The sequence below is a fragment of the Thermobifida alba genome (assembly GCF_023208015.1).
In the GTDB taxonomy this organism is placed as follows: domain Bacteria; phylum Actinomycetota; class Actinomycetes; order Streptosporangiales; family Streptosporangiaceae; genus Thermobifida; species Thermobifida alba.
The window spans coordinates 3,769,933-3,794,591 of record NZ_CP051627.1; the positions used below are offsets into that span (position 1 = coordinate 3,769,933).

Consider the following 24,659-nt stretch of genomic DNA (forward strand, 5'->3'; position numbering starts at 1 on the left):
GGCCCGCCCCACGCCGGTGCGGGGCGGGACCGCTCGTCCACCGGTCCCGTTGGCTGTCCGTCGACCACCGCGCGACGCCGTCCCCGGCTCTCGCCCAGGGGCGGAATGCCCGGTCCGCCCTCCCGGGAAACTCTTCCGGCGGCGCTGGGGCCCCACCGTCATGCGGGACGGTCGCCGTCCTCCTCCGGGGCGGTGGCCTCCACTTTCTCACCGAAGGCGCCCTTGTGGCCGGAAACGCGCTGTAACGTGAATCTCATCTGTGTCCCGCATGGTTCGTTGGGATGGGCGCTGATCCGACCGTTCTGCGCCTCCGCGAGCTGCTGCACGATGTACAGCCCCAGCCCGAGCCCGCCGAACCTGCGCCGGTCCCCGGTCTCCCCCTGGACGAAACGCTCGAAGATCCGCCCCGCGTCGACCGGGTCGATCCCCACCCCCTGGTCCGTGACGGTGATGACCACCCGGTCGTCCTCCACCTCGGCGGCCACCGCCACCGTCCCCCCGTCCGGGGAGTACTTCAGCGCGTTCTCCACCAGCTGGCTGACGATCACGTCGGTGGCCTCCGGGTCGGCGAGCACCCGGGGCAGCCGCTCAGGAACCCGCAACTCCAGCTCGTGGCCGACGGCCAACGGCCGGAACGCCGAGAACACCCCGCGCAGCGCCGCGCCGACGTCGCAGGCGCGGACCCGCACGGGCAGCTGCCCGTTTCCCGCCTGGACGCCCAGCAGCAGGTTGTCGACCAGCCGGGCCATCCGCTCGGAACGGTCCGCGATCGACGCCAGGTGGCAGCGCCGCTCCGCGTCGGAGAACTGCTCCCAGCGCTCGGCCAACGTGCTGGACAGGCCCCGCACGACCGTCAGCGGCGTGCGCAGCTCGTGGCCGGCCGTGGCCAGGAAGAGGTCCTTCTGCTCCTCCAACTCCTTGGCCGGGGTGATGTCCCGGAAGTCCACCACCCGCTCGCCGGTCCCCGCGATGTCGGTGACCAGGACCTCCAACCAGCGGCCGTTGTCCATCCGGTGCCTGAGGAGCTGCCCCGGCTCCGTCGGCACGGGGAACGGGGGCGGGTTGCCGACGACCTCGCTCCGCCCGCTCCCGGTCAGCTCGGCCGCGGACCGGTTCCACTTGCGCACCCGCCCCCGGCGGTCCAGCACCGCGATGCCGTCGGCGCTGGACTCCACGATCGCGTGCTCGTGGGCGCGCTGCCGGACCGTCTCCCGGTAGGCCATAGCGTTGCCGAGGGCGACCCCCGCGTGCGCCGCCAGCAGTTCCAGCATCTCAAGTTCGAGGTGGCTGATCCGGCGCCTGCGGTACAGCGCGTACAGCCCCCCGTAGGGGCGCCCCCGCACCTCGCAGACGCACAGCGCGACCGTGCGGAGCCCTTTCAGGTCGGCCCACACCAGGTCCTGCAACGGCCGGACCTCGTCCGTCGTCAGCAGCACCTTCTTGCCGCCGGCCAGCAGCTCGCCGAGCAGGCTGTGCCGCAGCCCCGCCCGGAACCCGAGGAGCTTGTGCGACAGCCGGGCGGCACTGGCCAGCCTGAGGGAGTCCCCCTCGATCAGCGCGAACCCGCCCGCGTCCGCGCCGGTGAGCTCGGTGAGTCCGGTCACGACCCGGCCGAGGATCTCCTCGACGTCCTGGTCGGCGCCGATGTCGGTCATCATGTCGGTGAGCCGCCGCACCAGGTGGGCGCGTTCGGCCAGGTGCAACTGCTCCAGTTCGGTCTCGGAGGGGGTCAGGGTGTGCGGGTGGAAGACGCACACCCAGCCGATCATGGCCCCGTGCACGTCGGTGAGCCGGTTGAAACTGGCGCGCACGTCCAGCAGGCCGCCGTCGCGGTGGATCCGTCGGGTCGTGATCGAGATCGGCCGGCCGACCCGTACCCGCTCCAGGACCGCGTGGTACTCGGCCTTCCGGTCGTCGGGCACCATCGGGACCGGATGGCCGATCACCTCGGTGAGCGTCCAGCCGAACAGCTCCTCGGCTCCCCTGTTCCACTGGACGACCCGCTGGTCGACGTCCAGGACAACGACGGCGTCCGCCATCGCGGCCACCACTGCCTCGGCGGTCAAGGCTGCCGGGTCGAATCTCACCTACGCCATGGTGCCATTCGAAACGCCCCCCATGAGGGGAATTGACCGAGGTCGGCCCAATTCCCCGTCCGGGGCCGGGGGTTTTCGCCCCTTCCGGCCCCGGTGTCCTTGCGGCCGCGTCCTCAGGCGACCACCGGGGCCTGACCGGTCTCACTCACCATGGGCCGCCCGGCCAGCGCCCACGCGCTCATCCCCCCGGCGACGTTGGCGGCGCGCCACCCCGCCTCGTTGAGGGCCTGGACCGCCTGCGCGGAACGCCCGCCGATCCGGCACAGGACGTACACCTGGGCGTCCCTGGGGATCTCCGCGGCACGCTGCGCAAGCTGCCCCAGCGGGATGTGGACGGCGTTGGGTGCGTGCCCCGCGCGCCACTCGTCGTCCTCCCGCACGTCGAGCAGGTAGCCGTTCTCGGGTACCGCGCTCACCTCGACCACCGGAATGCTCACACCGGACACCGAGACACCTTCCGTCACTTCAGGTCACCAACACGTCGCACGAGGGAACCCCGTCCCGTTCCCGCACGTCTGACAGAGTATGCGCAGCCTTGTTCCGACCACCGCGCGGACTCCGCTCGCCGGACTCGCGGCCGCCTGCGTCCTGCTCTGCGGCTGCGGCGGCCCCACGGGCGACGGGGGAGGGACCGCCCCGCCCGACGCCGCGGAGCGCCCGCGGACCGAACTGACCATCGAACGCGCCGTCCCCGCCGAGGCGGACGGCTCCGCGACGCTCGACGGGTTCTCCCCCGGGGTGTGGACGCTCACCTGCGAGCCGGCCGGCGGCGACCACCCCGCCCCGGAGGCCGCCTGCGCGGCCCTGGCCGAGGCGGGCGTCGACGTCTTCGCCCCGGTGCCCGAGGACCGGCCCTGCACCCTGATCTACGGCGGACCGGAGACCGCGACCGTCACCGGGCACGTCGCGGACACCGAGGTGAACGCCGAGTTCTCCCGCACCGACGGCTGCGAGATCGACCGCTGGGAGCAGGTGTCGGCGCTGCTCAACCCGTGAACCACGGACACCCCGGGAAACAGTAAAGCCCCGGCTTGGCGCCGGGGCCGCTGGTGGGCGAGGAGGGATTTGAACCCTCACATCCTCTCGGACACACGGACCTGAACCGTGCGCGTCTACCGTTCCGCCACCCGCCCGAGTGACACTTCAGTGTACCCGTCGACATAGTATCGGCCTCGGAGTGCTCCGGGGCCGCTCCCTTCGACGTGTCTCAAGGCTAGCACGGTCCCGGAGGGGTTCGTGCACCTTTTCCGCGCCGGTCGCTCGGTAACGACTCTGTCCGGTGAAGCAAAAGAGGCCGTAGCCCGGTTACGATCATCTCATCGGGACGTGGAGTCAAGGGAGGTACCTCGTGGGAGTGCTTCAACGCTTCGAGCGCCGGCTCGAGGGGATGATCGAAGGCACCTTCGCGCGAGCCTTCAAGTCGGAGCTCCAGCCCGTCGAGGTCGCCAGCAACGTGCAACGCGAGATGGACGAACGCGCCGCGATCGTCGCTCAGGGACGCACCCTGGTCCCCAACGACTTCGTCGTGGAACTCTCCGGCTCGGACAGGGAGCGACTCGCCGTCTACGCCGACAACCTCGGTCAGGAACTGTCCAAACTGGCTCGCGAGTACGCGACCGAGCAGGGCTACTCGTTCGTCGGACCGGTGCGGGTGAGGTTCGAGACGGCCGACGACCTCCAGACCGGTCGCTTCCGGGTCCGCTCCGCGGTCATCCGCGGAGACACCTTCAAGGACGGCGAGATCATCAAGCCGGTCACCGATCACCCCCGCCGCGGCAGCGCGGTTCCGGGGCGCCCCCGACTGCTGCTGTCCCCCGGTGGTGCGGCAGCCGAGGGCACCTTCACCGCGCAGGGCGCCCAGCAGTCCTACGAGCTGACCGCCGAGGTGACGCTCCTGGGGCGGGGCACCGACTGTGACCTGCGCCTGGTGGACAACGGGGTCTCGCGCCACCACGCCGAGATCCGGGTGGAGGGCGACGAGGCCATCCTCGTGGACCTGAACTCCACCAACGGGACCTTCGTCAACGGTCAGCAGGTCAAACGGGCCCGCCTGGTGGACGGCACCCGGATCAGCCTGGGCCGGACGACGATGACGTTCCGGCGAGACTGAACAACCGAACAGACAACGAGACCCGCGACGTTACGTGACGTAGCGGGTCTTCCCCATAGCGACACCCGTAGACGTCGAGACGATGACCCATCCCCCTAGCAGGACTTTATTCCGAATACCGCTTCAATCGGGCACAATAACCGGGTCCAATGGGTTCACCTGGCTTCCGAGGCGGTAGACACGGTTCGACGCGACAGCATGCGCTGGCGGAGCCATCACCGCTGACCCAGCCGGAGCACGACAGGGGCTGAAGAGCACTGCAATGTCCGAGTTGACTCTCATGTTGATCAAGCTCGCGTTCCTCGCGGTGCTGTGGCTGTTCATCATCATGGCGGTGGGAGTGATCCGCACCGACTTGTTCGGCCCGGCCACCAGCAAGAAGCGCGGCTCCGCCCGCGGCGGCCGAGAGGCCGGACGCCCCAGGAAACCCGCCCGTCCCGCACGCGGGCGACGCAACGAGCCTCGTTCCCTGGTGGTCGTCAAGGGCTCCCTCGCCGGGACGACCATCGACCTCACCTCCCAGCCGATCACCATCGGCCGCGCCAAGGACTCCACCCTCGTCATCAACGACGACTACGCCTCGGGACGGCACGCCCGGCTCTTCCCCGACAACGGACGTTGGATCGTCGAGGACCTCGGCTCGACGAACGGCACCTACCTCGGTCAGACCCGCCTGACCCGCCCCCAGCCCGTCTCCATAGGCCAGCCCATCCGCATCGGCAAGACCGTTCTGGAACTACGCAAATGACCATCGCACTTCGATACGCGGCGTACTCCGACGTCGGCTGCCTGCGAGAGGGGAACGAGGACTCCGGCTACGCGGGTCCCAACCTGCTTGTCGTGGCCGACGGGATGGGTGGACACGCGGGCGGCGAGATCGCCAGCTCGCTGGCCGTGCACTCGTTGATCCCCCTGGACGAGGACATGCCCGGCCACCAGATGGTCCGCGCCCTTGAGGACGCCGTCGCGGCGGCGAACGAGGCACTGGCCCGCAAGGTCATCCAGGAGCCCCACCTGGAGAACATGGGCACCACGCTGACCGCCATGCTGTGGTCGGGCGCCCGCATGGTCCTGGTCCACGTCGGGGACTCCCGCGCCTACCTGCTGCGCGACAACGAACTTCAGCAGATCACCAGCGACCACACCCTGGTGCAGACCCTGGTGGACGAGGGCAAGATCACCGAGGACGAGGTCGCCACCCACCCCCAGCGCTCCCTCCTGCTGCGCGCCATCCAGGGCCAGGGACGCGTCGACCCGGACCTGTCGGTCCGGGAGGCCAAGGTCGGCGACCGCTACCTGCTCTGCTCCGACGGCCTTTCCGGGGTGGTCAGCAAGGAGACCATCCACGAGACGCTCGCCTCGGAAGAGAGCCCGGCGGCGGCGGCAACCCGCCTGATCGAGCTGGCCATCCGCGGCGGCGGCCCCGACAACATCACCGCCGTGGTCGCCGACGTGATCGACACCGCCACCGACCCGGTGGGACCGACGGCCACCCCCACCGTGGTGGGCGCGGCGAGCCAGCGCCGGGAACCGGTCGTCCCCTCCGACACCCCCGCGGGACGCGCCCAGGAGCTGACGCGCAACAACGCCGGCGACACCGCCGAGATGGACCGCATCCCCCCCTACGAGCCCGAGGACGAACCCGGACAGCCGCGCACCCGCCGCTGGTGGCCGATGGTGCTCACGTTCCTCGTCCTGGTGGCGATCGTGGCCGGGGCGGGCTTCTACTTCGGCCGCCAGTTCCTGCAGAGCCAGTACTTCGTGGGCGCCAGCGCGGACGGCGAGGTCACCATCTACCAGGGCATCAACACCGACGTCGCGGGCTACAGCCTGGCCACCGAGGTCCAGCGCACCGGCATCCACCTGGACGGGCTTCCCGCCACCGAACGCGAGTCGGTCGAACGCAGCATCACCGTCGACGACCTCGCCGAGGCCGAGGAACGGGTCGCCGCCCTGCGGGAGACCTTCGAGGACTGCCGGCTCGACCCCTCCTCCTGCGGTCTCGACGACACCGGCGGCAACTCCGAGCCGCCCCCCTCCCCCAGCCGGAGCGAGGGGGCACAGACACCGGGAACTTCCGTCCGGGAACCCACGTCTCAATCCGAGCGGGGGGCGGACGACGGGCAGGTCACTGGAGGCCAGGAATGAGCGAGGCACTGTCGACCGCGCTGCCGCCGGTCAAACGGCGCAACGCCGAACTGGTCATGCTCCTGTTCGCGATCGGCATCACCCTGTTCGCGATGATCGAGGCGAGCCTGACCCGCAACGGTGAGATGCCGCCGAACCTGTTCCTGTACGGGGGGCTGTTCGGCGGCCTGTCGCTGTTGGCGCACGTGTTCATCCGGTTCTTCGCGCCCTACGCCGACCCGCTGCTGCTGCCGCTGGCCACCCTGCTCAACGGACTGGGCATCGCCATGCTGTGGCGCCTGTTCGAGGCCACCGGGAACACCGACAACGGCAGCGCGATGGACCAGCTGATCCTGACCGCGGGCAGCCTGGTCCTGTTCGCCGCGATCGTGTACTTCCTCAAGGAGCCGCGGGTCCTGCAGCGCTACCCCTACATCACGGCGCTCAGCGCGGTGATCCTGCTGCTGCTCCCGTTGATCCCCGGCCTGGGCATGACCATCAACGGCGCCCGGCAGTGGATCAACCTGGGCATCACCAGCCTCCAGCCGTCCGAGTTCGCCAAGATCGCGCTGGTCGTCTTCCTGTCCGGGTACATGGTCACCAAACGCGACGTGCTCTCGCTGGTGAGCAAGCCGCTCAAGATCGGCCCGATCAAGGTGCTGGAACTGCCCCGGATGCGCGACCTGGCGCCGATGGCGGTCATGTGGGGCTTCTGCATCATCGTCCTGGTCATCCTCATGAACGACCTGGGCACCTCGCTGCTGCTGTTCGGCACCTTCCTCGCGATGATCTACGTGGCCACGCAGCGCTCCTCGTGGATCATCCTGGGCCTGAGCGCGTTCTTCGGGGCCTGCGCCCTGCTGTACCCGTTCGTCCCGCACTTCCGCACCCGCGTGGTCACCTGGCTGGACGCCTTCAACCCCGAGGTGTTCTGCACCGACGAGGTCATCAACAACAGCGCTGACGCCTTCTGCGTGCAGGCCGGCCAGAACAGCCAGCAGCTCGTGCAGGGCCTCTTCGCGATGGGCGAGGGCGGCATCCTGGGCGCCGGACTGGGCGGCGGCAAGCCCGGCCACGTCCCCGAGGTGCAGAACGACTTCATCTTCAGCGCGTTCGGTGAGGAACTGGGCCTCACCGGCCTGATGGTGATGCTGCTGGTGCTGGCACTGCTCGCGCAGCGGGGCATGCGCATCGCGCTGGCCTCCCGGGAACTGTTCGTCAAGATGTTCGCCTCGGGGATCTCGTTCCTCATCGCCTTCCAGACCTTCGTGGTCATCGGCGGCGTCACCCGCGTCATCCCGATGACCGGAGCGACCATCCCCTTCGTGGCCAAGGGTGGCTCCGCCCTGCTGTCCAGTTGGATCATGCTCGCCCTGCTGGTCCGGATGAGCAACAACGCCCGCAAACCGGCCCCCGTGGCCATCCAGGACGAGGGTGCGACCCAGGTGATCTCCCGATGAACAAGCCCATTCGCAGACTCGCGGTGTTCTCCCTGGCGCTGTTCGGGGTGCTGCTGCTCAACACCACCTGGATCCAGGCGTTCCAGGCCGACTGGCTCCGCGAGCACGAGTTCAACCGCCGCGACGTGGCCGAGCGGACCTCCCTGCCGCGCGGCCCCATCGTGGTGGGCAACGAGCAGATCGCCTCCTCGACCCTCAACGAGGAGGAGGAGTACTACCAGCGCGAGTATCCTGAGGGAGAGCTGTACGCGCACCCGGTGGGCGTGTTCAACCCGATGGGCAACTTCGGCATCGAGCAGACCCACAACTCCTACCTCGACGGCTCCGACGACAGCCTCATGGTCCGCAACTTCCTGGACATGCTGACCGGCACCGATCCGCAGGGCGCCTCGGTCGTGCTGACCCTGGACCCCGCGGCCCAGCAGGCGGCGCTGGACGGGCTGAAGGCCAACGCCACCAACGGGCGGGGCGCGGCCGTCGCCATCGATCCGAAGACCGGCGCGATCCTGGCCGCGGCCTCGATCCCCACCTACGACCCGAACTCGGTGGCCGACCTCGCCGACATCAACACCTCGGTCGAGAACTGGAACAAGCTGGCCGACGACGAGAACCAGCCGTTGCTGAACCGGGCCTTCAACGAGCTGTACCCGCCGGGCTCCACGTTCAAGATCGTCACGGCCGCCACGGCGCTGGAGAACGGCCACACCATCGACTCCACCATCGACGCGCCCGCCACGCTCCCGATCGGCGGCAGCCAGCTGCCAAACGCCTTCAGCGGCCCCTGCAACGGCGGCGCGCCCGACTCGATCGCGCACTCGATCGAGATCTCCTGCAACACCTCGATGGCGAACTGGGCCATCGAACTGGGTGCCGAAGCCCTGCACGAGCAGGCCACCGCGTTCGGGTTCAACTCCGGACCGATGAACATCCCGCTCGCGGTGACGGAGAGCTCGGCCCCCCTGGAGCCCGACGACAACCTGCGCGCCCAGATGGGCATCGGGCAGGGCCAGCTGCAGGCCACCCCGCTGCAGATGGCGATGGTCGCGGCCGGGGTCGCCAACGACGGCACCGTCATGCAGCCCTACCTGGTCCAGGAGATCCTCGGTCCGGACATGTCCGAGATCGAGTCCACCACCCCCCAGGTGTTCAGCGAGGCGGTCAGCGCCGACACCGCCGAGCAGCTCACCCAGGCCATGATCCTGGTCACCGAAGGCGACGAGGGCAGCGGCCGGACCGGCGCGATCCCCGGCATCCAGGTGGCCGGCAAGACCGGTACCGCCGAGGTCGGCGACGGCGACACCCACAACTGGTTCATCTCCTTCGCCCCCGCCGACGACCCCCAGGTCGCGGTGGCGGTCGTCATCGAACGCGGTAACGCCAGCGGTGGCGTCCTGGCGGCTCCCGTGGCCAAAGCGATCATGGAAGCAGTGATCAACGGTGAGTGAGACACCTGAGCGTGGCCTCGGCTCGCGGGCCGGGGTGGTGCTGATCGACCGGTACCGCCTCGACGAGCGCATCGGTGTGGGCGGCATGGGCGAGGTGTGGCGGGCCACCGACATCCTGCTCAGCCGCCCGGTGGCGGTCAAACTGCTGCACATGGCCCAGGTGAGCGACCCGGTCTCGCAGCAGCGGTTCCGGACCGAGGCGCAGATCACCGCGGCGCTGTCGCACCCGAACATCGCCCAGGTCTACGACTACGGCGACCAGGACGGGTACTCCTTCCTGGTCATGGAGCTGATCACGGGCGAGTCCCTGTCGGCGATCATCAAGCGCAACCCGGGCCTCGACGCCGACATCACCCTGGACGTGGTGGACCAGGCCGCGCAGGCGCTCTCCGCCGCACACGCCGCCGGGGTCATCCACCGCGACATCAAGCCGGGCAACCTGCTGGTCACCGAGGACGGTGCGGTGAAACTCACCGACTTCGGCATCGCCCGCGGCAACGAGTCGGTGACCCTCACCCAGACCGGCATGGTCATGGGCACCGCCCAGTACATCTCCCCGGAGCAGGTCTCGGGGAAGCCCGCCAGCCCGCTGTCGGACCTCTACGCACTCGGCATCGTCGCCTACGAGTGCCTGGCCGGGCAGCCGCCGTTCACCGCGGACACCCCGTTGGCGCTGGCCCTGGCCCACTCCCGGGAACCTCCGCCGCCCCTGCCCGAGACCGTACCGCCCGCAGTACGCGAGCTGGTGGAACGGATGCTGGCCAAGGACCCGCAGGACCGCCCCTCCTCGGCCGCCGAGGTGGCCCAGTGGGCGCAGCACCTGCGGGCCGCCCTCAACGGCGGCGACGCCACCGAGGCGCTGGGGCTGGCGTCGGCCACCGACGCGACGGCAGTGGTCTCCACGGTGCCCGGTCCCGCGACCGGCCCCGGGACCGCCGCACACGGACCGCACTCGGGGGCCCAGGCGCAGGCGTGGCCTCCTCCGGAGGGTGGGGGCTCGGATAGAGTTGCCGGGAGATCCGCAGCGTCGAACAGCCGCCGGAAACTGCCCGTCGTGTTCGCTCTGGTCGCAACCGTCGGAGCTGTCGCGGTGGGAATCTACCTGGTCGGGTTACTGTGGAACGGACCTGGCACCAACGGGACTCCCACCAGCAACCGGTCGGTTGTCCCCACTCTTTCCCCATCCCCTGACGAAACCGAGGACACAGCGACCGATCCGGGGACCTTCGTCCCGGACACCCCCGGCGACCAGCCACCTCCGTTCACGCCCGAACCGGAGGCGAGCCACTCGCCGACCACGGACACAGAGCTACCCACGACACCACTACCGTCCGAGGAACCTGCCCCGCCGGAGGACGGCACCGAGACCGAACCCGCCCCGGGTGAGGACCCCGGTGACGATTCGGGCGAGGACGACACGAACGGCGGTGGTGCGGCGCCTGGCGGTCCGACAGGGGGCACCGGTGTCGAGTCGAGAAGCTCGGCACTGCCCTGACGGCCGCCCAGGTCCTTCCACGACTGTGAGGAACAGTTCACGACATGTCTCAGCCACGGCTCCTTGGTGGCCGCTACCAACTTGAGGCCCCCGTCGGGCGGGGTGGTATGGCCGAGGTCTTCCGCGCCCGCGACCTCCGTCTCGACCGGCTGGTGGCCGTCAAGACCCTGCGCTCAGACCTCGCCCGGGACCACACCTTCCAGGCCCGCTTCCGCAGGGAGGCGCAGTCCGCGGCATCGCTGAACCACCCGTCGATCATCGCCGTGTACGACACCGGCGAGGACGTGATCGACGGACTGCCGATCCCGTACATCGTCATGGAGTACGTGGACGGGCGCACCCTGAAGGAGCTGCTCGACGACAACCGGCGGCTGCTGCCCGAGCGGACGCTGGAGATCACCGACGGCATCCTGAGAGCGCTGGCCGCAGCCCACGACCGAGGCATCGTACACCGCGACATCAAACCGGCCAACGTCATGCTGACCCGCCAGGCCGAGGTCAAGGTCATGGACTTCGGCATCGCCCGGGCCATGAACGACTCGCAGGCCACGATGACGCAGACCTCACAGGTCATCGGCACCGCCCAGTACCTCTCCCCGGAGCAGGCCCGCGGTGAGCGTGTCGACGCGCGCAGCGACATCTACTCCACCGGCTGTGTGCTGTACGAACTGCTGACCGGCCAGCCCCCGTTCACGGGTGACTCCCCGGTCTCCATCGCCTACCAGCACGTGCGGGAGGAACCCATCCCGCCGTCGGAGCTGGACCCGGAGATCCCCGACTGGATCGAGGCCATCGTGCTGCGCGCGATGACCAAGGACCGCGAGCAGCGCTACCAGAGCGCCGAGGAGATGCGCGCCGACATCCAGCGCGGCCTCCAGGGCATGCCGACGGCGGCCAGCACGATGGCTCTCGCCGCGGCGAACGGCGGGGCGACGACGGCGCTTCCTCCGGTACGGGACCGTCGCCGTGACGACGACTACGACGACTATCCGTACGACGACGAGGACAACCGCCGGGGCGGCGGCAAGGCGCTGTGGCTCGTCCTGGGCGGCGCGGTGCTGGCGGCCGCGGTCTTCCTGGGGTGGCTGCTGTTCGCGAACAGCAACGACAGGATCACCATCCCCAACGTGGCGGGCATGTCGGTGGAGGAGGCCGAGGAGGCGCTGCGGGAGAAGGGCTTCGAGAACGTCGGGGTGGCCGAGGAGCCGACGCCCAGCAGCGAGGTCGAGGAGGGCAAGGTCGCCGGGACCGACCCGGAGAGCGGGGAGACCGTCTCACCCGACACCGAGATCACCATTCTCGTCTCCAGCGGTCCGGAGATGGTCGAGATGCCCGACCTGGTCGGGATGAGCCAGCAGGACGCCCTCGGCGAGATCAACCGCTCCGGGCTGGCCCGCGGCGAGATCACCCACGAGGAGTCGGAGGAGCCCCAGGGCACGGTGCTGTCCACCGATCCCGAGGCGGGCACCGAGGTCGAGCCGGGGACCAAGGTCAACCTGGTGATCGCCAAGGCCAGCAACAAGGTCGAGGTGCCGAGTCTGGCGGGCATGAACCAGGACCAGGCCAGTGAACGCCTCGCGGAGCTGGGGCTGACGCTCAACGCCCAGACCCAGGAGACCGACCAGGCCACTCCGGGGACCGCGATCTCCCAGTCGCCGGAGGCGGGCTCCAAGGTCGAACGGGGCAGCACGGTCACGGTGACCTTCGCCCAGGCCCCCGCGCAGCAGCCCACCTCCCCGACGTCCCCGGACGACGACGGGGAAGAGGACTCCTTCCCACCGGGACTGCCCACCGACCACCCCGACTGGCCCTTCCAGAACTGGCGGGGCGGCGGGAACGGCGAGGACTGAGCGGCAGATACGCTGGTGGGGCCGGGTGATCCTGCAGGATCACCCGGCCCCACCAGCGTTGATCACAGTCCGTCGTGAGAGGTATTCGCCCGCACGTCCGGTTGTGCCGTAGACTGGCGTACCGTCTCGGACTACCTTTCGGACCACCTGTATTTTGGAGCAGCGACCGTGCCCAAGTCTCGCAGCGTTCGCAAGAAAAAGGCCGTCTACACTCCGCCCCCGACGGCTCCCCAGCCGAAGATCGGCGGGCGCTGGGTGGCCCCGGCCATGCTGACGTTCTTTTTCCTGGGAATCCTGTGGATCGGGGTCTACTACATCATCGGCAACTTCGTCCCGGTCTCGTTCCTGGAGGAGCAGCCCAACTGGAACCTCGCCATCGGGTTCAGCGGCATCATCATGGCGCTCATCCTCTCCACACGCTGGCGCTGATTGTCCACAAGGTGAACGTGACACTGTTTTCCCAGCTCTTCAGGGGTGCTGTGAGGTTTTCCCACAGCTGATCCACAGGGTTATCCACAGAGTTATCCACAGGCTGGTCCCAGCGTCACCGCACCGGTTCCGCGCGCTTCTGAGACCGGGGTCACGGGCAGAGGCCACCACCGGGACGGCGGTCCCGACCGGGCGGGGTGCCGGGCTGCCCGTTCCCCCGTTTCAGGACAGGCTCGGCGCCGCCACCACCGCGGCGACGAGCAGCGCCACGTATCCGGCCGTGATCCCTGCGTGCCAGACCGCACGCTGCCACGGCTCGGTGCCTGCGCCCCTCCGCCGGGGAAGGTAGGCGTACACCGCTCCCAGGAGCAGGCCGCTCACCAGACCGCCCAGGTGCGCGGTCCAGGAGATGCCCGGCACCAGGAAGGTGATCAGCAGGTTGGCGGCCAGCAGGCCGAGAATGAACCGGGTGTCCAACCCCAGGCGCCGGCCGAACACGAAGACCGCGCCGAACAGTCCGAAGATCGCGCCGGACGCCCCGACCGACATCACCCCCGGCTGCACCAGGAGTCCGAGCACCGATCCGCCGAGCGCGCTGACCGCCCACAGCGCCGCGTAACGCAGATGCCCGAGCCAGCGTTCCAGCTGGGGGCCCAGGATGTACAGCGCGAACCCGTTGAACAGCAGGTGCATCACACCGCCGTGCAGGAGCGCCCCGGTGAGCAGGCGGTACCACTGGCCCCACACCACCACCGCCTGGCCCCACATGCCGAACCGGATGACGAGCGCGTCGGAGGTGGTGGCGACGAGCCCCGGGGAGCCGGCCGACACGATCTGGGCCACGAACACCGCCCCGATGAGCCCCATCAGCACCCACGTCACGTAGGGCTTGGCGATGACTCTGCCCCCGAAGACGGTACGCGCCTCTCGCACACTCCGGTTCCCCTTGGCGACGCATTCCACGCACTGGAAACCGACCGCGTCCTCCCGCATGCAGTCCGGGCAGATGTACTGGTCGCACAGCCGGCACCGGACGTAGGTCTCCCGGCCCGGATGCCGGTAACAGGTGGGAACGGCAGGGGAGGTCGGTTCGGAACTGGGAGAGGCGCTCATACCGCTCGTGCCTAACTGCGTTCGATCGTGACGGACTGGAGGACGACGGGCTCCAACGGCTTGTCCATCTGGTCGGTGGCAACCTCGGAGATGGCCACGACCACCTCGCTGCCCTCGACGACCTCACCGAAGATCGTGTGCCGGCCGTTGAGCCAGTCCGTGGTCCCCACGGTGATGAAGAACTGGGACCCGTTGCTGTTCGGCCCCGCGTTGGCCATCGCCAGCAGGTAGGGGCGGTCGAACCTCAGGGACGGGTCGATCTCGTCCCCGAACTTGTATCCGGGGCCGCCGCGCCCGTTGCCGAGCGGGTCGCCGCCCTGGATCATGAATCCCTTGATGACCCGGTGGAACACCGTGCCGTCGTAGAGCTTGGCCGTGGTGGGCTGACCCGTGCGGGGGTCCATCCACTGCTTGGTCCCCTCGGCAAGACCGACGAAGTTCGCGACCGTCTCCGGCGCTTCGTCGGGGAAGAGCCTGACGACAACCGTGCCCTTGCTGGTGTTCAGTCGCGCGAAGAGTTGACCCTTGGTGTCAGACACCCGAGTGCCTTTCCGTTGCTGGTGCTTACCCCTGACACGTTACCGCTCGCCCGGGCCCCTCCGACGGCCGCCGCGACCGGAAAAGAGACCACAGACACGGTGCCCGACACGTGATCGGACCCGCACCAACCACGTATGTTGAGATAACACCCCGATAACGGACGGGTCGAAAGTGTCGGGCCCGACGTCTCAGGCATAGGCCGCACACGCTCGGGAAGAGGGCACCCAGCAGCCTGCGAACCATGAGGAGGACCACGTGTCAGTCGCGTTGCAGCGTCGACAGGCCAAGAAGGAAGCCGAAGAGGCCCTGAGCCGCCTGCAGGAGATGGCTCGGGAGCAGGCGGAACGGTTCGCCCCCTACGCCACCCAGGCCAAGGAGGCCGCGGCCCTGCGCATCCAGCAGGCCCGCGGGTGGACCGCCCCCCGGTTGCAGACCGCGGCCCAGCGGGTGGAGGACACCGTCGCCCCCCGCGTGGCCGAACTGCTGACCACCGCCGCACAGAAGGTGGAGCCGGTCCCGGCCGCCCCCCGCCGCAGGGTCCCGCGGGCGCTCGTCTACGTCGGTGTCGGAGCGGTCGGCCTCGCCGCCGTGTACGCCGTGCTGCGGCTGCGTCAGGCCGCCCAGGACGCCGAGTGGCAGGCCAACCTGGAGAGCGCTCGCGAGCAGGTGCGCCACACTCGGGAACAGTTGGCGGAGAAGGCCCGTCAGACCCGCGAGAGGTTCCGTGGCGGCTCCACGTCGGCGTCCGAGGCCGAGGCGTCCCCCGAGACCGTCTCGGAAGGCTCCAGCGAGCTGAACGGCCGGGTCACACGGTAGGCCCCTGGCCTTCCTGCCCGGTGAACGCCGGTGGCCCCACAGCAGCTGTGGGGCCACCGGCGTCTGTCGTTCTGCTGTCGTCCCCGGGAGGGGAGCTCACCGGTCGGTGGTGCGCCTGTCCTTGATGACCTCGATGGTGAGCGGGTACTTCCAGTGGCTTCCCGCGACGGCGGCCACCGCGGCGATCAGCGGCAGGAACGCCCACCCCAGGAACAGGAAGAGGTAGAAGGGGATGGTGACGATCAGGAAGAGGGCGAACGGCATCACCAGCCCGGCGATGATGAGGTTCAGGTGGTAGTTCAGCGCCTGGAAGGCCTGGGCACGCGCGTACGGCGAGTCGCCCTTGACGAGCAGCACCAGAAGCGGTCCCAGCGCCGGGAGGAAGTACCCCGACAGGTGGCCGCCCGCCGCCCACAGTCGTTCCTCCTTCGTCGGCTCGCCCTGCGGTTCCGGGCTCGGCGCCACGGCCGAGGCGGCGCTGACGGACAGGTCGGCGACCAGCGGTTGCAGCTCCCCCCGGGTCTTGGCCGCCATCGTCCGGCTGAGTCGTTCGTCGAACTCCTCCTCGTCGAGCTGTCCTTCCGCGTACGCGTCCCGCAGCACTTCGGCGACACGGTCGCGTTCCGCGTGGGTCACTCGCATCTGGGACGGCGGGACGGGGCTCCCCCCGTGAGGGGCTGGAGGTGTCGGGTTGTACACGGCCACTTTCACTCCCTGCCGCGCTCTGCGGGTCTTCTCTGCTCTACGGCTTTCTCTTTCAGGAAGTCATGCTCTCCCTGTCCATGTTCAGTGCTCTCGACGCTCCGAAACCAGCGGAACACCCCTGAAAATCCCCTGATTCACGGCTCCGTCACCGGCTGCTGACTCAACGCGTCTTCCGCCCGACAGGGACGCCTTCTCCCTGTTCGACGCCCGGACCCCGTCCCGGAGTTCCGCCGAAGAGTGCACCGGACGCGCGTCGGCCGCCCGCTCTGGTGAGCGGGCGGCCGACGTGGTCTGTGTTGACCTGTGTGTTCACTGGTGGAGCCAAGGGGAGTCGAACCCCTGACCTCCGGTATGCAAAACCGGCGCTCTGCCAGCTGAGCTATGGCCCCTCGGCACGGTCATTGCCGCGTTCACACGACAACGATTGAAGAGCATACCGCTCTCTCGCCTTGGGTGGGGCGACCGGTGGCCTTCAACCGGAGGACGGCACCAGGGCTTCGGCTGGTGGAGTTCAGTGATGGGCCGGACCTAGCTCTCGCTGGCGGCGGTGGCCTCGGTCCACAGGTCCAGCTCGGCGCGGTCAGCCTGGATCTTACGGTAGATGGCGAACGCCCCGAGGGCCACCAGCACCAGGACGATGATCTTCTTCACGGTGAGGACCCCTTTGCTTTCTTTCCGAGATGTTTGGGATGGAAACCCGGTGCGCGGTTCGGAGCGATCCGAGTCACGGTTGACGCGGTCGTCCTCTTCCACGCGAGCCCGTCAAACCGAGCCTAAGGCGTCTTTACAGCGCTTTATGGTTTTGTCCCCCCAGCAGCCTAGCAACCCTGCGGCACCGTCAGCGTGAATGGCGTGCGGTGGCGTGCCTTCCGTCACTCCTTGATCCAGCCGTTATCAGCGCCGTCGAGGATTTCGGTGAAGGGATGGCCACACTAGGTCAGCAGGTCCAGGCGGCGCAGGACCGTGACCGTGTCCTGCGGGCTGCCGGCCGCCTCGACCAGAGCGTGCCACACCTGCTGGCAGCGGGCCACATCCGTCTCCGCCTCCACGATCGCTCCGCCGTGCGGGGTGTCCACGAAGACCAGGGAGCTCTCGTCCTCGTCGAACTCCAGCACGGCGAACGGCCCGGCAGCTCCCACGTGCGGCCCGAGGGAGGTGGCGAGCAGTTGGACGGTGACCCGCGCGTGCCCCTCGGCCAGTTCGATCATCCGGCGCAGTTGCGCGTGCCTCACCCGCGGATCGGTCACCCGTTGCAGCGCGTCCTCCTCGACCAGGGCGTGGTAGCGGCTGAGAGTGTCCCTGGCGAGGTTTTCCTGGCGGTTGAGGTAGGCGGCGACCATCCGCTCGGTCGTCCGGCTGTCGTAGCCTCTGGCGCGCGCCAGCAGGGCCGTGTACTCGGGGACCTGGAGGAGGTCGGGCACCAGCGCCCCGCCGTAGGTGTCGATGGCCACGGCGCCCGCCTCGTTGCCGACGTAGGGCGAGGAGACGACGTCCTCGTACTCGGCCCACCAGGGACGGGCCCGCGCCTGGCGGGCCAGGGCCAAGATGGCCTCGCGCTGGCCTCCGGTCACTCCGTACAGCTGGAGGAGGGCCAGCACCTCGGTGATCGACAGCCGCTTACGGATGCCCGTCTCGATGTGGCCGAGTTTCGCGGGCGACCAGTCGAGTTCCCCGGCGGCGTCGCTGAGCGTCAGGCCGGCCCGCATCCGCCAGCGACGCAACTCCGCTGACAGACGACGGCGAACGACGGTGCTGGTCATGAGTTTTCGTCCGGGAAAACTGAGGTCTCTGGCTGTGTAAACCAGGGAATCACTACTGTGCGCCACGGGCAATGCGTTCCCGGAAATTGTTCGTCCTCGTATGCGGGAGGCGCCGCTTCTGTTTCGCCGCCTTCGGCTTCCCTGTTCCCTGCGGGGAAGAGCACGACGAGTCCGGACCGAAGAGCGCGTACGATGCGGTTGAGCCAGGAGGCCACGAACTTTCCGGTCCAGTCGAGGAAGCCGATGAATTACCCCGTTGACGACGCCGAGCAGTTGATCGAGGCGATGGAGCGCGAGTTTCCCCCGTCCACCCGCTCCAGGCTGATCGCGAAGCTCCGCATGGGGGTCCACCTCGACGACGCCGCCCGTGAACTGGGGGTGACTCCCCAGCGGGTGTTCTCTGCGGCGCGTGTGCTCAGCGCGTTCGGTTCGCAACTCGACGCCACCCTCACCGCGGAGCGTGATCCCGACCTGCCGCACGGTACCGTGACCGGCTACAACAAGCGGTGCCGCTGCCCCGAGTGCCGGTCGGCTCTCCAACGGAGGCTGTGACCCCGAGCGGTCGCAGGTCACGACGGCGCATCCCCGAGGTCAAGCGTTCAAAACCAGGGCTTCACACAGTTTTCTCTGTCTTCTGGCCGTGACACACGCTTATTGATCTTGCAATCGGGGAACCGCGTCATCATGAATGAGCATGTGGACTGGGCCGCGATGAGCGACGAAGAGTTCATGGCGCTGGTGCGCCAGTTGCTCGAAGTACCTGCGGGGGTGGACTCCGACGAGGAGTGACACCCCTTCTCTGTTTCCCGGCCGGCTGTCCTCGTGTCCTCCGCCGACAGGCCCCTGCCCGTGGGCAGGGCTTCAGACCGTGATGCCCGGTCTCCCGAGGTTTCCTCCGCGTGGGCGGCCTCGACACGCCGCCGGTCCACGGAAGCGCCCTGGAGGCTCTGAGGCCGTCTGATGCAGGCGAGTCGGGGGTTCGGGCTGCCCGGACCCCCGACGGAGCACCACTGGACGCGTGGGGGCGGGCCACGCCCTCGGCTCCAGCTCCTCCTCGTCGAGCAGGAGCTGTGACTCCTTCAGCGCGGGGACGTGGCCGGACAGCAGGTGGATTCCGGCCGCTGCTTCGCGGCTGTCCACCCCGGATGCCTTCAGGACGGGCAACGACGAACACGCCGGGCACAACGGTGGTGACGGAGCGTCGGACGATCCGGGAGCACGTCCCGCTCCTGGTGCGGGGCGCCTCTCCGCCCGGAGCGGAGAAGCCGAGCCGACACGACCAGGAACAGCCATGGGGTCTTGGTGGCGTTCCACCAACAACAAAAAAAGGGGGGTGGGGGATTGCGTCCGGGAGAACCTCCCGACAACAACCCCCCACCCCACACGTGTGTGTACGGCGGCGACCTACTCTCCCACCCCACCACAGGGCAGTACCATCGGCGCTGGGCGGCTTAACGACCGGGTTCGGAAAGGGACCGGGTGGACCCCGCCCGCTATGACCGCCGTAACCCTCACCCCACACCCACCCCCCACACGGGGACGAGCAGGGAAACCTGTTCCTCGACCCTCACGGGCCCGTGGATTCGTGTGCGCGAACACCTTGTATCTGCGGTGGACAAGCCCTCGGCCGATTAGTACCGGTCAGCTCCACCCCTCACAAGGCTTCCACATCCGGCCTATCAACCCCATCATCTCTGGGGAGCCTTACCCACTCACGGTGGCAGGAGACCTCATCTCGAAGCAAGCTTCCCGCTTAGATGCTTTCAGCGGTTATCTCTCCCGAACGTAGCCAACCAGCCATGCTCCTGGCGGAACAACTGGCACACCAGAGGTTCGTCCATCCCGGTCCTCTCGTACTAGGGACAGCCCTTCTCAAGTCTCCAACGCGCGCAGCGGATAGGGACCGAACTGTCTCACGACGTTCTAAACCCAGCTCGCGTGCCGCTTTAATGGGCGAACAGCCCAACCCTTGGGACCAACTCCAGCCCCAGGATGCGACGAGCCGACATCGAGGTGCCAAACCATCCCGTCGATACGGACTCTTGGGGAAGATCAGCCTGTTATCCCCGGGGTACCTTTTAGCCGTTGAGCGACGCCGCTTCCACACGCCGACGCCGGATCACTAGTCCCTGCTTTCGCACCTGCTCGACACGTCCGTCTCACAGTCAAGCTCCCTTGTGCACTTACACTCACCACCTGATTGCCAACCAGGCTGAGGGAACCTTTGGGCGCCTCCGTTACCCTTTAGGAGGCAACCGCCCCAGTTAAACTACCCACCAGACACTGTCCCCGAACCGGATCACGGTCCCAGGTTAGATGCCCGAAACAGCCAGAGTGGTATTTCACCAACGCCTCCACCCGAACTGGCGTCCGAGCTTCACCGGCTCCCACCTATCCTACACAAGCCATCCCAAACACCAATGTCAAGCTATAGTGAAGGTCCCGGGGTCTTTCCGTCCTGCTGCGCGAAACGAGCATCTTTACTCGTAGTGCAATTTCACCGGGCCCACGGTTGAGACAGCGGGGAAGTCGTTACGCCATTCGTGCAGGTCGGAACTTACCCGACAAGGAATTTCGCTACCTTAGGATGGTTATAGTTACCACCGCCGTTTACCGGCGCTTAGATTCCCAGCGTCGGCAGGCCGAAACCCACCTAACCAGTCCTCTTAACGTTCCGGCACCGGGCAGGCGTCAGTCCGTATACCGCGTCTTACGACTTCGCACGGACCTGTGTTTTTAGTAAACAGTCGCTTCCCCCTGGCCTCTGCGACCCCACCCAGCTCCGGACGCGAAGTCCATCACCAGACAGGGCTCCCCTTCTCCCAAAGTTACGGGGACAATTTGCCGAGTTCCTTAACCATGGTTCACCCGAACGCCTCGGTATTCTCTACCAGACCACCTGCGTCGGTTTCGGGTACGGGCCGTCCACACACTCGCTAGAGGCTTTTCTCGGCAGCACGGGATCACTCACTTCGGCTCAACGCCTCGACATCACGCCTCACCCGTCACGGAACACGGATTTACCTATGCTCCAGGCTACACGCTTGACCCGGGACAACCACCGCCCGGTAGAGCTACCCCCCTGCGTCACCCCATCACTTACCTACTACCCCCTCGGATCCCACGCCGACCAGCCACAACACCCGAAGGCACTGCACCAGCCGGTGGTGGTTAGCATCAGAAGCCTCGGTACTGGGCGCATGCGGACGGGTACGGGAATATCAACCCGTTATCCATCGACTACGCCTGTCGGCCTCGCCTTAGGCCCCGACTCACCCTGGGCGGATTAACCTGCCCCAGGAACCCTTAGTCAATCGGCGCCGGTGTTTCTCACACCGGTAACGCTACTCATGCCTGCATTCTCACTCCCACGCAGTCCACCACAGGATCACTCCGCAGCTTCACCCCACGCAGGACGCTCCCCTACCACACCGACACCCCCACAGAGGCACCGGCATCCACGGCTTCGGCGGTGTGCTTAAGCCCCGCTACATTATCGGCGCACAATCACTCGACCAGTGAGCTATTACGCACTCTTTCAAGGATGGCTGCTTCTAAGCCAACCTCCTGGCTGTCACAGCAACTCCACAACCTTTTCCACTTAGCACACGCTTAGGGGCCTTAGCCGATGATCTGGGCTGTTTCCCTCTCGACCACGAAGCTTATCCCCCGTAGTCTCACTGCCGCGCTCAACTTCACCGGCATTCGGAGTTTAGCTGACCTCAGTAACCTTGTCGGGCCCATCAGCCAACCAGTCGCTCTACCTCCGGCAAGCACACGCGACGCTGCACCTAAATGCATTTCGGGGAGAACCAGCTATCACGGAGTTTGATTGGCCTTTCACCCCTACCCACACCTCATCCCCCAGGTTTTCAACCCTGGTGGGTTCGGGCCTCCACGAGGTCTTACCCCCGCTTCACCCTGGACATGGGTAGATCACCCCGCTTCGGGTCCACAGCATGCGACTCAACGCCCTCTTCAGACTCGCTTTCGCTACGGCTCCCCCACCCGGGTTAACCTCGCCACACACCATGACTCGCAGGCTCATTCTGCAAAAGGCACGCCATCACCCACCCCAAAAGACAGGCTCTGACGGCTTGACAGCACACGGTTTCAGGTACTCTTTCACAACCCCTCACCGGGGCACTTTTCACCTTTCCCTCACGGTACTCGTCCACTATCGGTCACCAGGACGTATTCAGGCTTAGCAGGTGGTCCTGCCAGATTCACACGGAATTCCTCGAGCTCCGCGCTACTCGGGCACGCGCCCCACGACTAGACCCAGCCTTCGCCTACGGGACTCTCACCCACTACGGTACCGTTTCCCACCGGTTTCGACTAGCCGAGCCATCACCGCGTCCCACCGGCAGATGGAACCGGACACGCCCCACAACCCCACACACGCAACGACTGCCGTCTTTACCACGCACGCGGTTTAGCCATCCTCCCCTTTCGCTCACCACTACTCAGGGAATCACTATTGTTTTCTCTTCCTACGGGTACTGAGATGTTTCACTTCCCCGCGTCACCACCAACTGCCCTATACATTCAGACAGCGGCGACGTGCCATCACGCACGCCAGGTTTCCCCATTCGGACACCCACGGATCACCGCTCGGTTGACAACTCCCCGTGGACTATCGCGGCCTCCCACGTCCTTCATCGGCGCCTGGTGCCAAGGCATCCACCGTATGCCACACTCGCTTGGCCACCACAGAAACAAGATGCTCGCGCACACTATCCACAAATCAAACAACCAGCCACACACCCGACCACCACCAGACAGGCCCACCAGAACCCAGTCCAACCGAACCCATCCGGAGTTCGCCGGGATGGCACCCGCGGAAACACCCACCCCCCACACCCAGCCCCACCAGCAAGGCCCCACCCCACACACGAGGCAACACCCCACCACAGGACACCGGCGCAGAGGAACGGTTGCTCCCTCAGACACCCAACAGCGCGCCCCCACCCAACACCGGCTCCACCAAGAAACCAGCACCAAGCAGGGAAAAGTTCATCTCTTCACACCCGAGTACCACACCCCCACACCCCAGACGAGGCACGGAAGCGGGTTCCACTGTCGAGCTCGCCGACCCACGACAATCCGGTCGGCACCACAAGCTCCTTAGAAAGGAGGTGATCCAGCCGCACCTTCCGGTACGGCTACCTTGTTACGACTTCGTCCCAATCACCAGCCCCACCTTCACACGCTCCCTCCCCAAGGGGTTAGGCCACGCGTTTCGGGTGTTGCCGACTTTCGTGACGTGACGGGCGGTGTGTACAAGGCCCGGGAACGTATTCACCGCGGCGTTGCTGATCCGCGATTACTAGCGACTCCACCTTCATGGGGTCGAGTTGCAGACCCCAATCCGAACTGAGACCGGCTTTAAGAGATTCGCTCCGCCTCACGACATCGCACGCCCTCTGTACCGGCCATTGTAGCATGTTTGCAGCCCAAGACATAAGGGGCATGATGACTTGACGTCGTCCCCACCTTCCTCCGAGTTGACCCCGGCAGTCTCCCATGAGTCCCCACCATCACGTGCTGGCAACATGGAACAGGGGTTGCGCTCGTTGCGGGACTTAACCCAACATCTCACGACACGAGCTGACGACAGCCATGCACCACCTGTCACCGATCCCCGAAGGACCCCCCATCTCTGGAGGATTACCGGTGATGTCAAACCTTGGTAAGGTTCTTCGCGTTGCGTCGAATTAAGCAACATGCTCCGCCGCTTGTGCGGGCCCCCGTCAATTCCTTTGAGTTTTAGCCTTGCGGCCGTACTCCCCAGGCGGGGCGCTTAATGCGTTAGCTACGGCACGGAAACCGTGGAAAGTCCCCACACCTAGCGCCCAACGTTTACGGCGTGGACTACCAGGGTATCTAATCCTGTTCGCTCCCCACGCTTTCGCTCCTCAGCGTCAGGTAAGGCCCAGAGACCCGCCTTCGCCACCGGTGTTCCTCCTGATATCTGCGCATTTCACCGCTACACCAGGAATTCCAGTCTCCCCTACCTACCTCAAGCCTGCCCGTATCCACTGCACACCCGAAGTTAAGCCCCGGACTTTCACAGCAGACGCGACAGGCCGCCTACGAGCTCTTTACGCCCAATAATTCCGGACAACGCTCGGACCCTACGTATTACCGCGGCTGCTGGCACGTAGTTAGCCGGTCCTTATTCACCACCTACCGTCAACCCCCAGAACACTGGGAGCCTTCGTGAGTGGTAAAAGAGGTTTACAACCCGAAGGCCGTCATCCCCCACGCGGCGTCGCTGCGTCAGGCTTCCGCCCATTGCGCAATATTCCCCACTGCTGCCTCCCGCAGGAGTCTGGGCCGTGTCTCAGTCCCAGTGTGGCCGGTCGCCCTCTCAGGCCGGCTACCCGTCATCGCCTTGGTAGGCCATCACCCCACCAACAAGCTGATAGGCCGCGAGCCCATCCCCAACCGGAACAAACCTTTCCACCCCCACCATGCGGTGAGAAGTCGTATCCGGTATTAGACCCGGTTTCCCGGGCTTATCCCAGAGTCAGGGGCAGGTTACTCACGTGTTACTCACCCGTTCGCCGCTCGTGTACCCCCGAAGGGGCCTTACCGCTCGACTTGCATGTGTTAAGCACGCCGCCAGCGTTCGTCCTGAGCCAGGATCAAACTCTCCATCAAAGGCCTAAACACCAACCCCCACACCCCACCGGGGGTGCGGAAGCGGC

General features: G+C 67.0%; 18 protein-coding genes, 2 tRNA genes and 3 rRNA genes. 11 read left to right on the forward strand and 12 right to left on the reverse strand.

What is annotated here, in order from left to right; all coding sequences use genetic code 11:
- Positions 1-158: 158 nt before the first annotated feature.
- Both FOF52_RS16745 and FOF52_RS16750 read right to left on the reverse strand, forming a co-directional pair.
- Positions 159-2,087 (reverse strand): PAS domain-containing sensor histidine kinase, encoded by a 1,929-nt coding sequence (locus FOF52_RS16745; protein ID WP_248590876.1) that lies wholly within the window; start codon positions 2,085-2,087, stop codon positions 159-161.
- A gap of 122 nt (positions 2,088-2,209) precedes the next feature.
- Positions 2,210-2,542, reverse strand: a complete 333-nt coding sequence (locus FOF52_RS16750; RefSeq protein ID WP_248590877.1) for a rhodanese-like domain-containing protein — start codon at positions 2,540-2,542, stop codon at positions 2,210-2,212.
- A 79-nt stretch (positions 2,543-2,621) separates the two neighbouring features.
- On the opposite strand from FOF52_RS16750, the gene FOF52_RS16755 reads away from it, so the two are divergent.
- A complete protein-coding gene (locus FOF52_RS16755; protein WP_248590878.1) occupies positions 2,622-3,092 on the forward strand; it encodes an SSI family serine proteinase inhibitor in 471 nt (156 codons plus the stop codon).
- Positions 3,093-3,143: 51 nt separating this feature from the next.
- Here the strand turns inward: FOF52_RS16755 and FOF52_RS16760 are convergent.
- Positions 3,144-3,229, reverse strand: a tRNA-Leu gene (locus tag FOF52_RS16760).
- Positions 3,230-3,444: 215 nt separating this feature from the next.
- On the opposite strand from FOF52_RS16760, the gene FOF52_RS16765 reads away from it, so the two are divergent.
- From FOF52_RS16765 to FOF52_RS16800, 8 genes are all read left to right on the forward strand, one after another.
- The gene (locus tag FOF52_RS16765; protein ID WP_425265498.1) at positions 3,445-4,206 is read left to right on the forward strand and encodes an FhaA domain-containing protein; all 762 of its coding nucleotides are present in this window, start codon (positions 3,445-3,447) and stop codon (positions 4,204-4,206) included.
- Between the two features lie 262 nt (positions 4,207-4,468).
- Positions 4,469-4,954, forward strand: coding sequence for an FHA domain-containing protein FhaB/FipA (locus FOF52_RS16770; RefSeq protein WP_248590879.1), 486 nt, complete (start codon positions 4,469-4,471; stop codon positions 4,952-4,954).
- On the forward strand, positions 4,951-6,354 hold the full coding sequence (locus FOF52_RS16775; RefSeq protein ID WP_248590880.1) for a Stp1/IreP family PP2C-type Ser/Thr phosphatase: 1,404 nt from the start codon (positions 4,951-4,953) through the stop codon (positions 6,352-6,354). The genes FOF52_RS16770 and FOF52_RS16775 overlap by 4 nt, the downstream gene beginning before the upstream one ends.
- A complete protein-coding gene (locus FOF52_RS16780) occupies positions 6,351-7,793 on the forward strand; it encodes an FtsW/RodA/SpoVE family cell cycle protein (RefSeq protein ID WP_248590881.1) in 1,443 nt (480 codons plus the stop codon). Before FOF52_RS16775 ends, FOF52_RS16780 begins: the two co-directional genes overlap by 4 nt.
- Entirely contained in the window at positions 7,790-9,238 is a 1,449-nt protein-coding gene (locus FOF52_RS16785; protein WP_248590882.1) for a peptidoglycan D,D-transpeptidase FtsI family protein, read from the forward strand. The genes FOF52_RS16780 and FOF52_RS16785 overlap by 4 nt, the downstream gene beginning before the upstream one ends.
- Positions 9,231-10,733, forward strand: a complete 1,503-nt coding sequence (locus tag FOF52_RS16790; protein WP_248590883.1) for a serine/threonine-protein kinase — start codon at positions 9,231-9,233, stop codon at positions 10,731-10,733. Before FOF52_RS16785 ends, FOF52_RS16790 begins: the two co-directional genes overlap by 8 nt.
- A 44-nt stretch (positions 10,734-10,777) precedes the next feature.
- Entirely contained in the window at positions 10,778-12,583 is a 1,806-nt protein-coding gene (gene pknB / locus FOF52_RS16795; RefSeq protein WP_248590884.1) for a Stk1 family PASTA domain-containing Ser/Thr kinase, read from the forward strand.
- 168 nt (positions 12,584-12,751) lie between these two features.
- Entirely contained in the window at positions 12,752-13,012 is a 261-nt protein-coding gene (locus FOF52_RS16800; RefSeq protein ID WP_248590885.1) for a cell division protein CrgA, read from the forward strand.
- Positions 13,013-13,234: 222 nt separating this feature from the next.
- On the opposite strand, the gene FOF52_RS16805 is transcribed toward FOF52_RS16800, so the two are convergent.
- On the reverse strand, positions 13,235-14,125 hold the full coding sequence (locus FOF52_RS16805) for a rhomboid family intramembrane serine protease (RefSeq protein WP_248590886.1): 891 nt from the start codon (positions 14,123-14,125) through the stop codon (positions 13,235-13,237).
- Between the two features lie 11 nt (positions 14,126-14,136).
- The gene (locus tag FOF52_RS16810; RefSeq protein ID WP_248590887.1) at positions 14,137-14,664 is read right to left on the reverse strand and encodes a peptidylprolyl isomerase; all 528 of its coding nucleotides are present in this window, start codon (positions 14,662-14,664) and stop codon (positions 14,137-14,139) included.
- Positions 14,665-14,920: 256 nt separating this feature from the next.
- Here FOF52_RS16810 and FOF52_RS16815 point away from each other — a divergent pair, with 256 nt between their 5' ends.
- A complete protein-coding gene (locus FOF52_RS16815; RefSeq protein WP_248590888.1) occupies positions 14,921-15,481 on the forward strand; it encodes a hypothetical protein in 561 nt (186 codons plus the stop codon).
- A gap of 96 nt (positions 15,482-15,577) precedes the next feature.
- Here the strand turns inward: FOF52_RS16815 and FOF52_RS16820 are convergent, their stop codons facing one another.
- The 4 genes from FOF52_RS16820 to FOF52_RS16835 form a co-directional block, all read right to left on the reverse strand.
- A complete protein-coding gene (locus tag FOF52_RS16820) occupies positions 15,578-16,123 on the reverse strand; it encodes a DUF1707 and DUF4870 domain-containing protein (RefSeq protein WP_248590889.1) in 546 nt (181 codons plus the stop codon).
- A 376-nt stretch (positions 16,124-16,499) separates the two neighbouring features.
- Positions 16,500-16,575, reverse strand: a tRNA-Ala gene (locus FOF52_RS16825).
- A 139-nt stretch (positions 16,576-16,714) separates the two neighbouring features.
- Positions 16,715-16,837, reverse strand: a complete 123-nt coding sequence (locus FOF52_RS16830) for a DLW-39 family protein (protein ID WP_248590890.1) — start codon at positions 16,835-16,837, stop codon at positions 16,715-16,717.
- Between the two features lie 281 nt (positions 16,838-17,118).
- The gene (locus tag FOF52_RS16835) at positions 17,119-17,946 is read right to left on the reverse strand and encodes a helix-turn-helix domain-containing protein (RefSeq protein WP_282573600.1); all 828 of its coding nucleotides are present in this window, start codon (positions 17,944-17,946) and stop codon (positions 17,119-17,121) included.
- A gap of 243 nt (positions 17,947-18,189) precedes the next feature.
- Between FOF52_RS16835 and FOF52_RS16840 the strand changes: the two genes are divergently transcribed.
- On the forward strand, positions 18,190-18,498 hold the full coding sequence (locus FOF52_RS16840; protein ID WP_248590891.1) for a v-SNARE N-terminal domain-containing protein: 309 nt from the start codon (positions 18,190-18,192) through the stop codon (positions 18,496-18,498).
- A gap of 839 nt (positions 18,499-19,337) precedes the next feature.
- On the opposite strand, the gene rrf is transcribed toward FOF52_RS16840, so the two are convergent.
- The 3 genes from rrf to FOF52_RS16855 all read right to left on the reverse strand — a co-directional run bounded on the left by rrf (position 19,338) and on the right by FOF52_RS16855 (position 24,612).
- A 5S ribosomal RNA gene (gene rrf, locus FOF52_RS16845) occupies positions 19,338-19,453 on the reverse strand.
- A gap of 104 nt (positions 19,454-19,557) precedes the next feature.
- A 23S ribosomal RNA gene (locus FOF52_RS16850) occupies positions 19,558-22,655 on the reverse strand.
- Positions 22,656-23,077: 422 nt separating this feature from the next.
- Positions 23,078-24,612: ribosomal RNA gene (locus FOF52_RS16855) — 16S ribosomal RNA — on the reverse strand.
- Together the 16S, 23S and 5S rRNA genes form the textbook arrangement of a ribosomal RNA operon.
- Between the last annotated feature and the right edge of the window lie 47 nt (positions 24,613-24,659).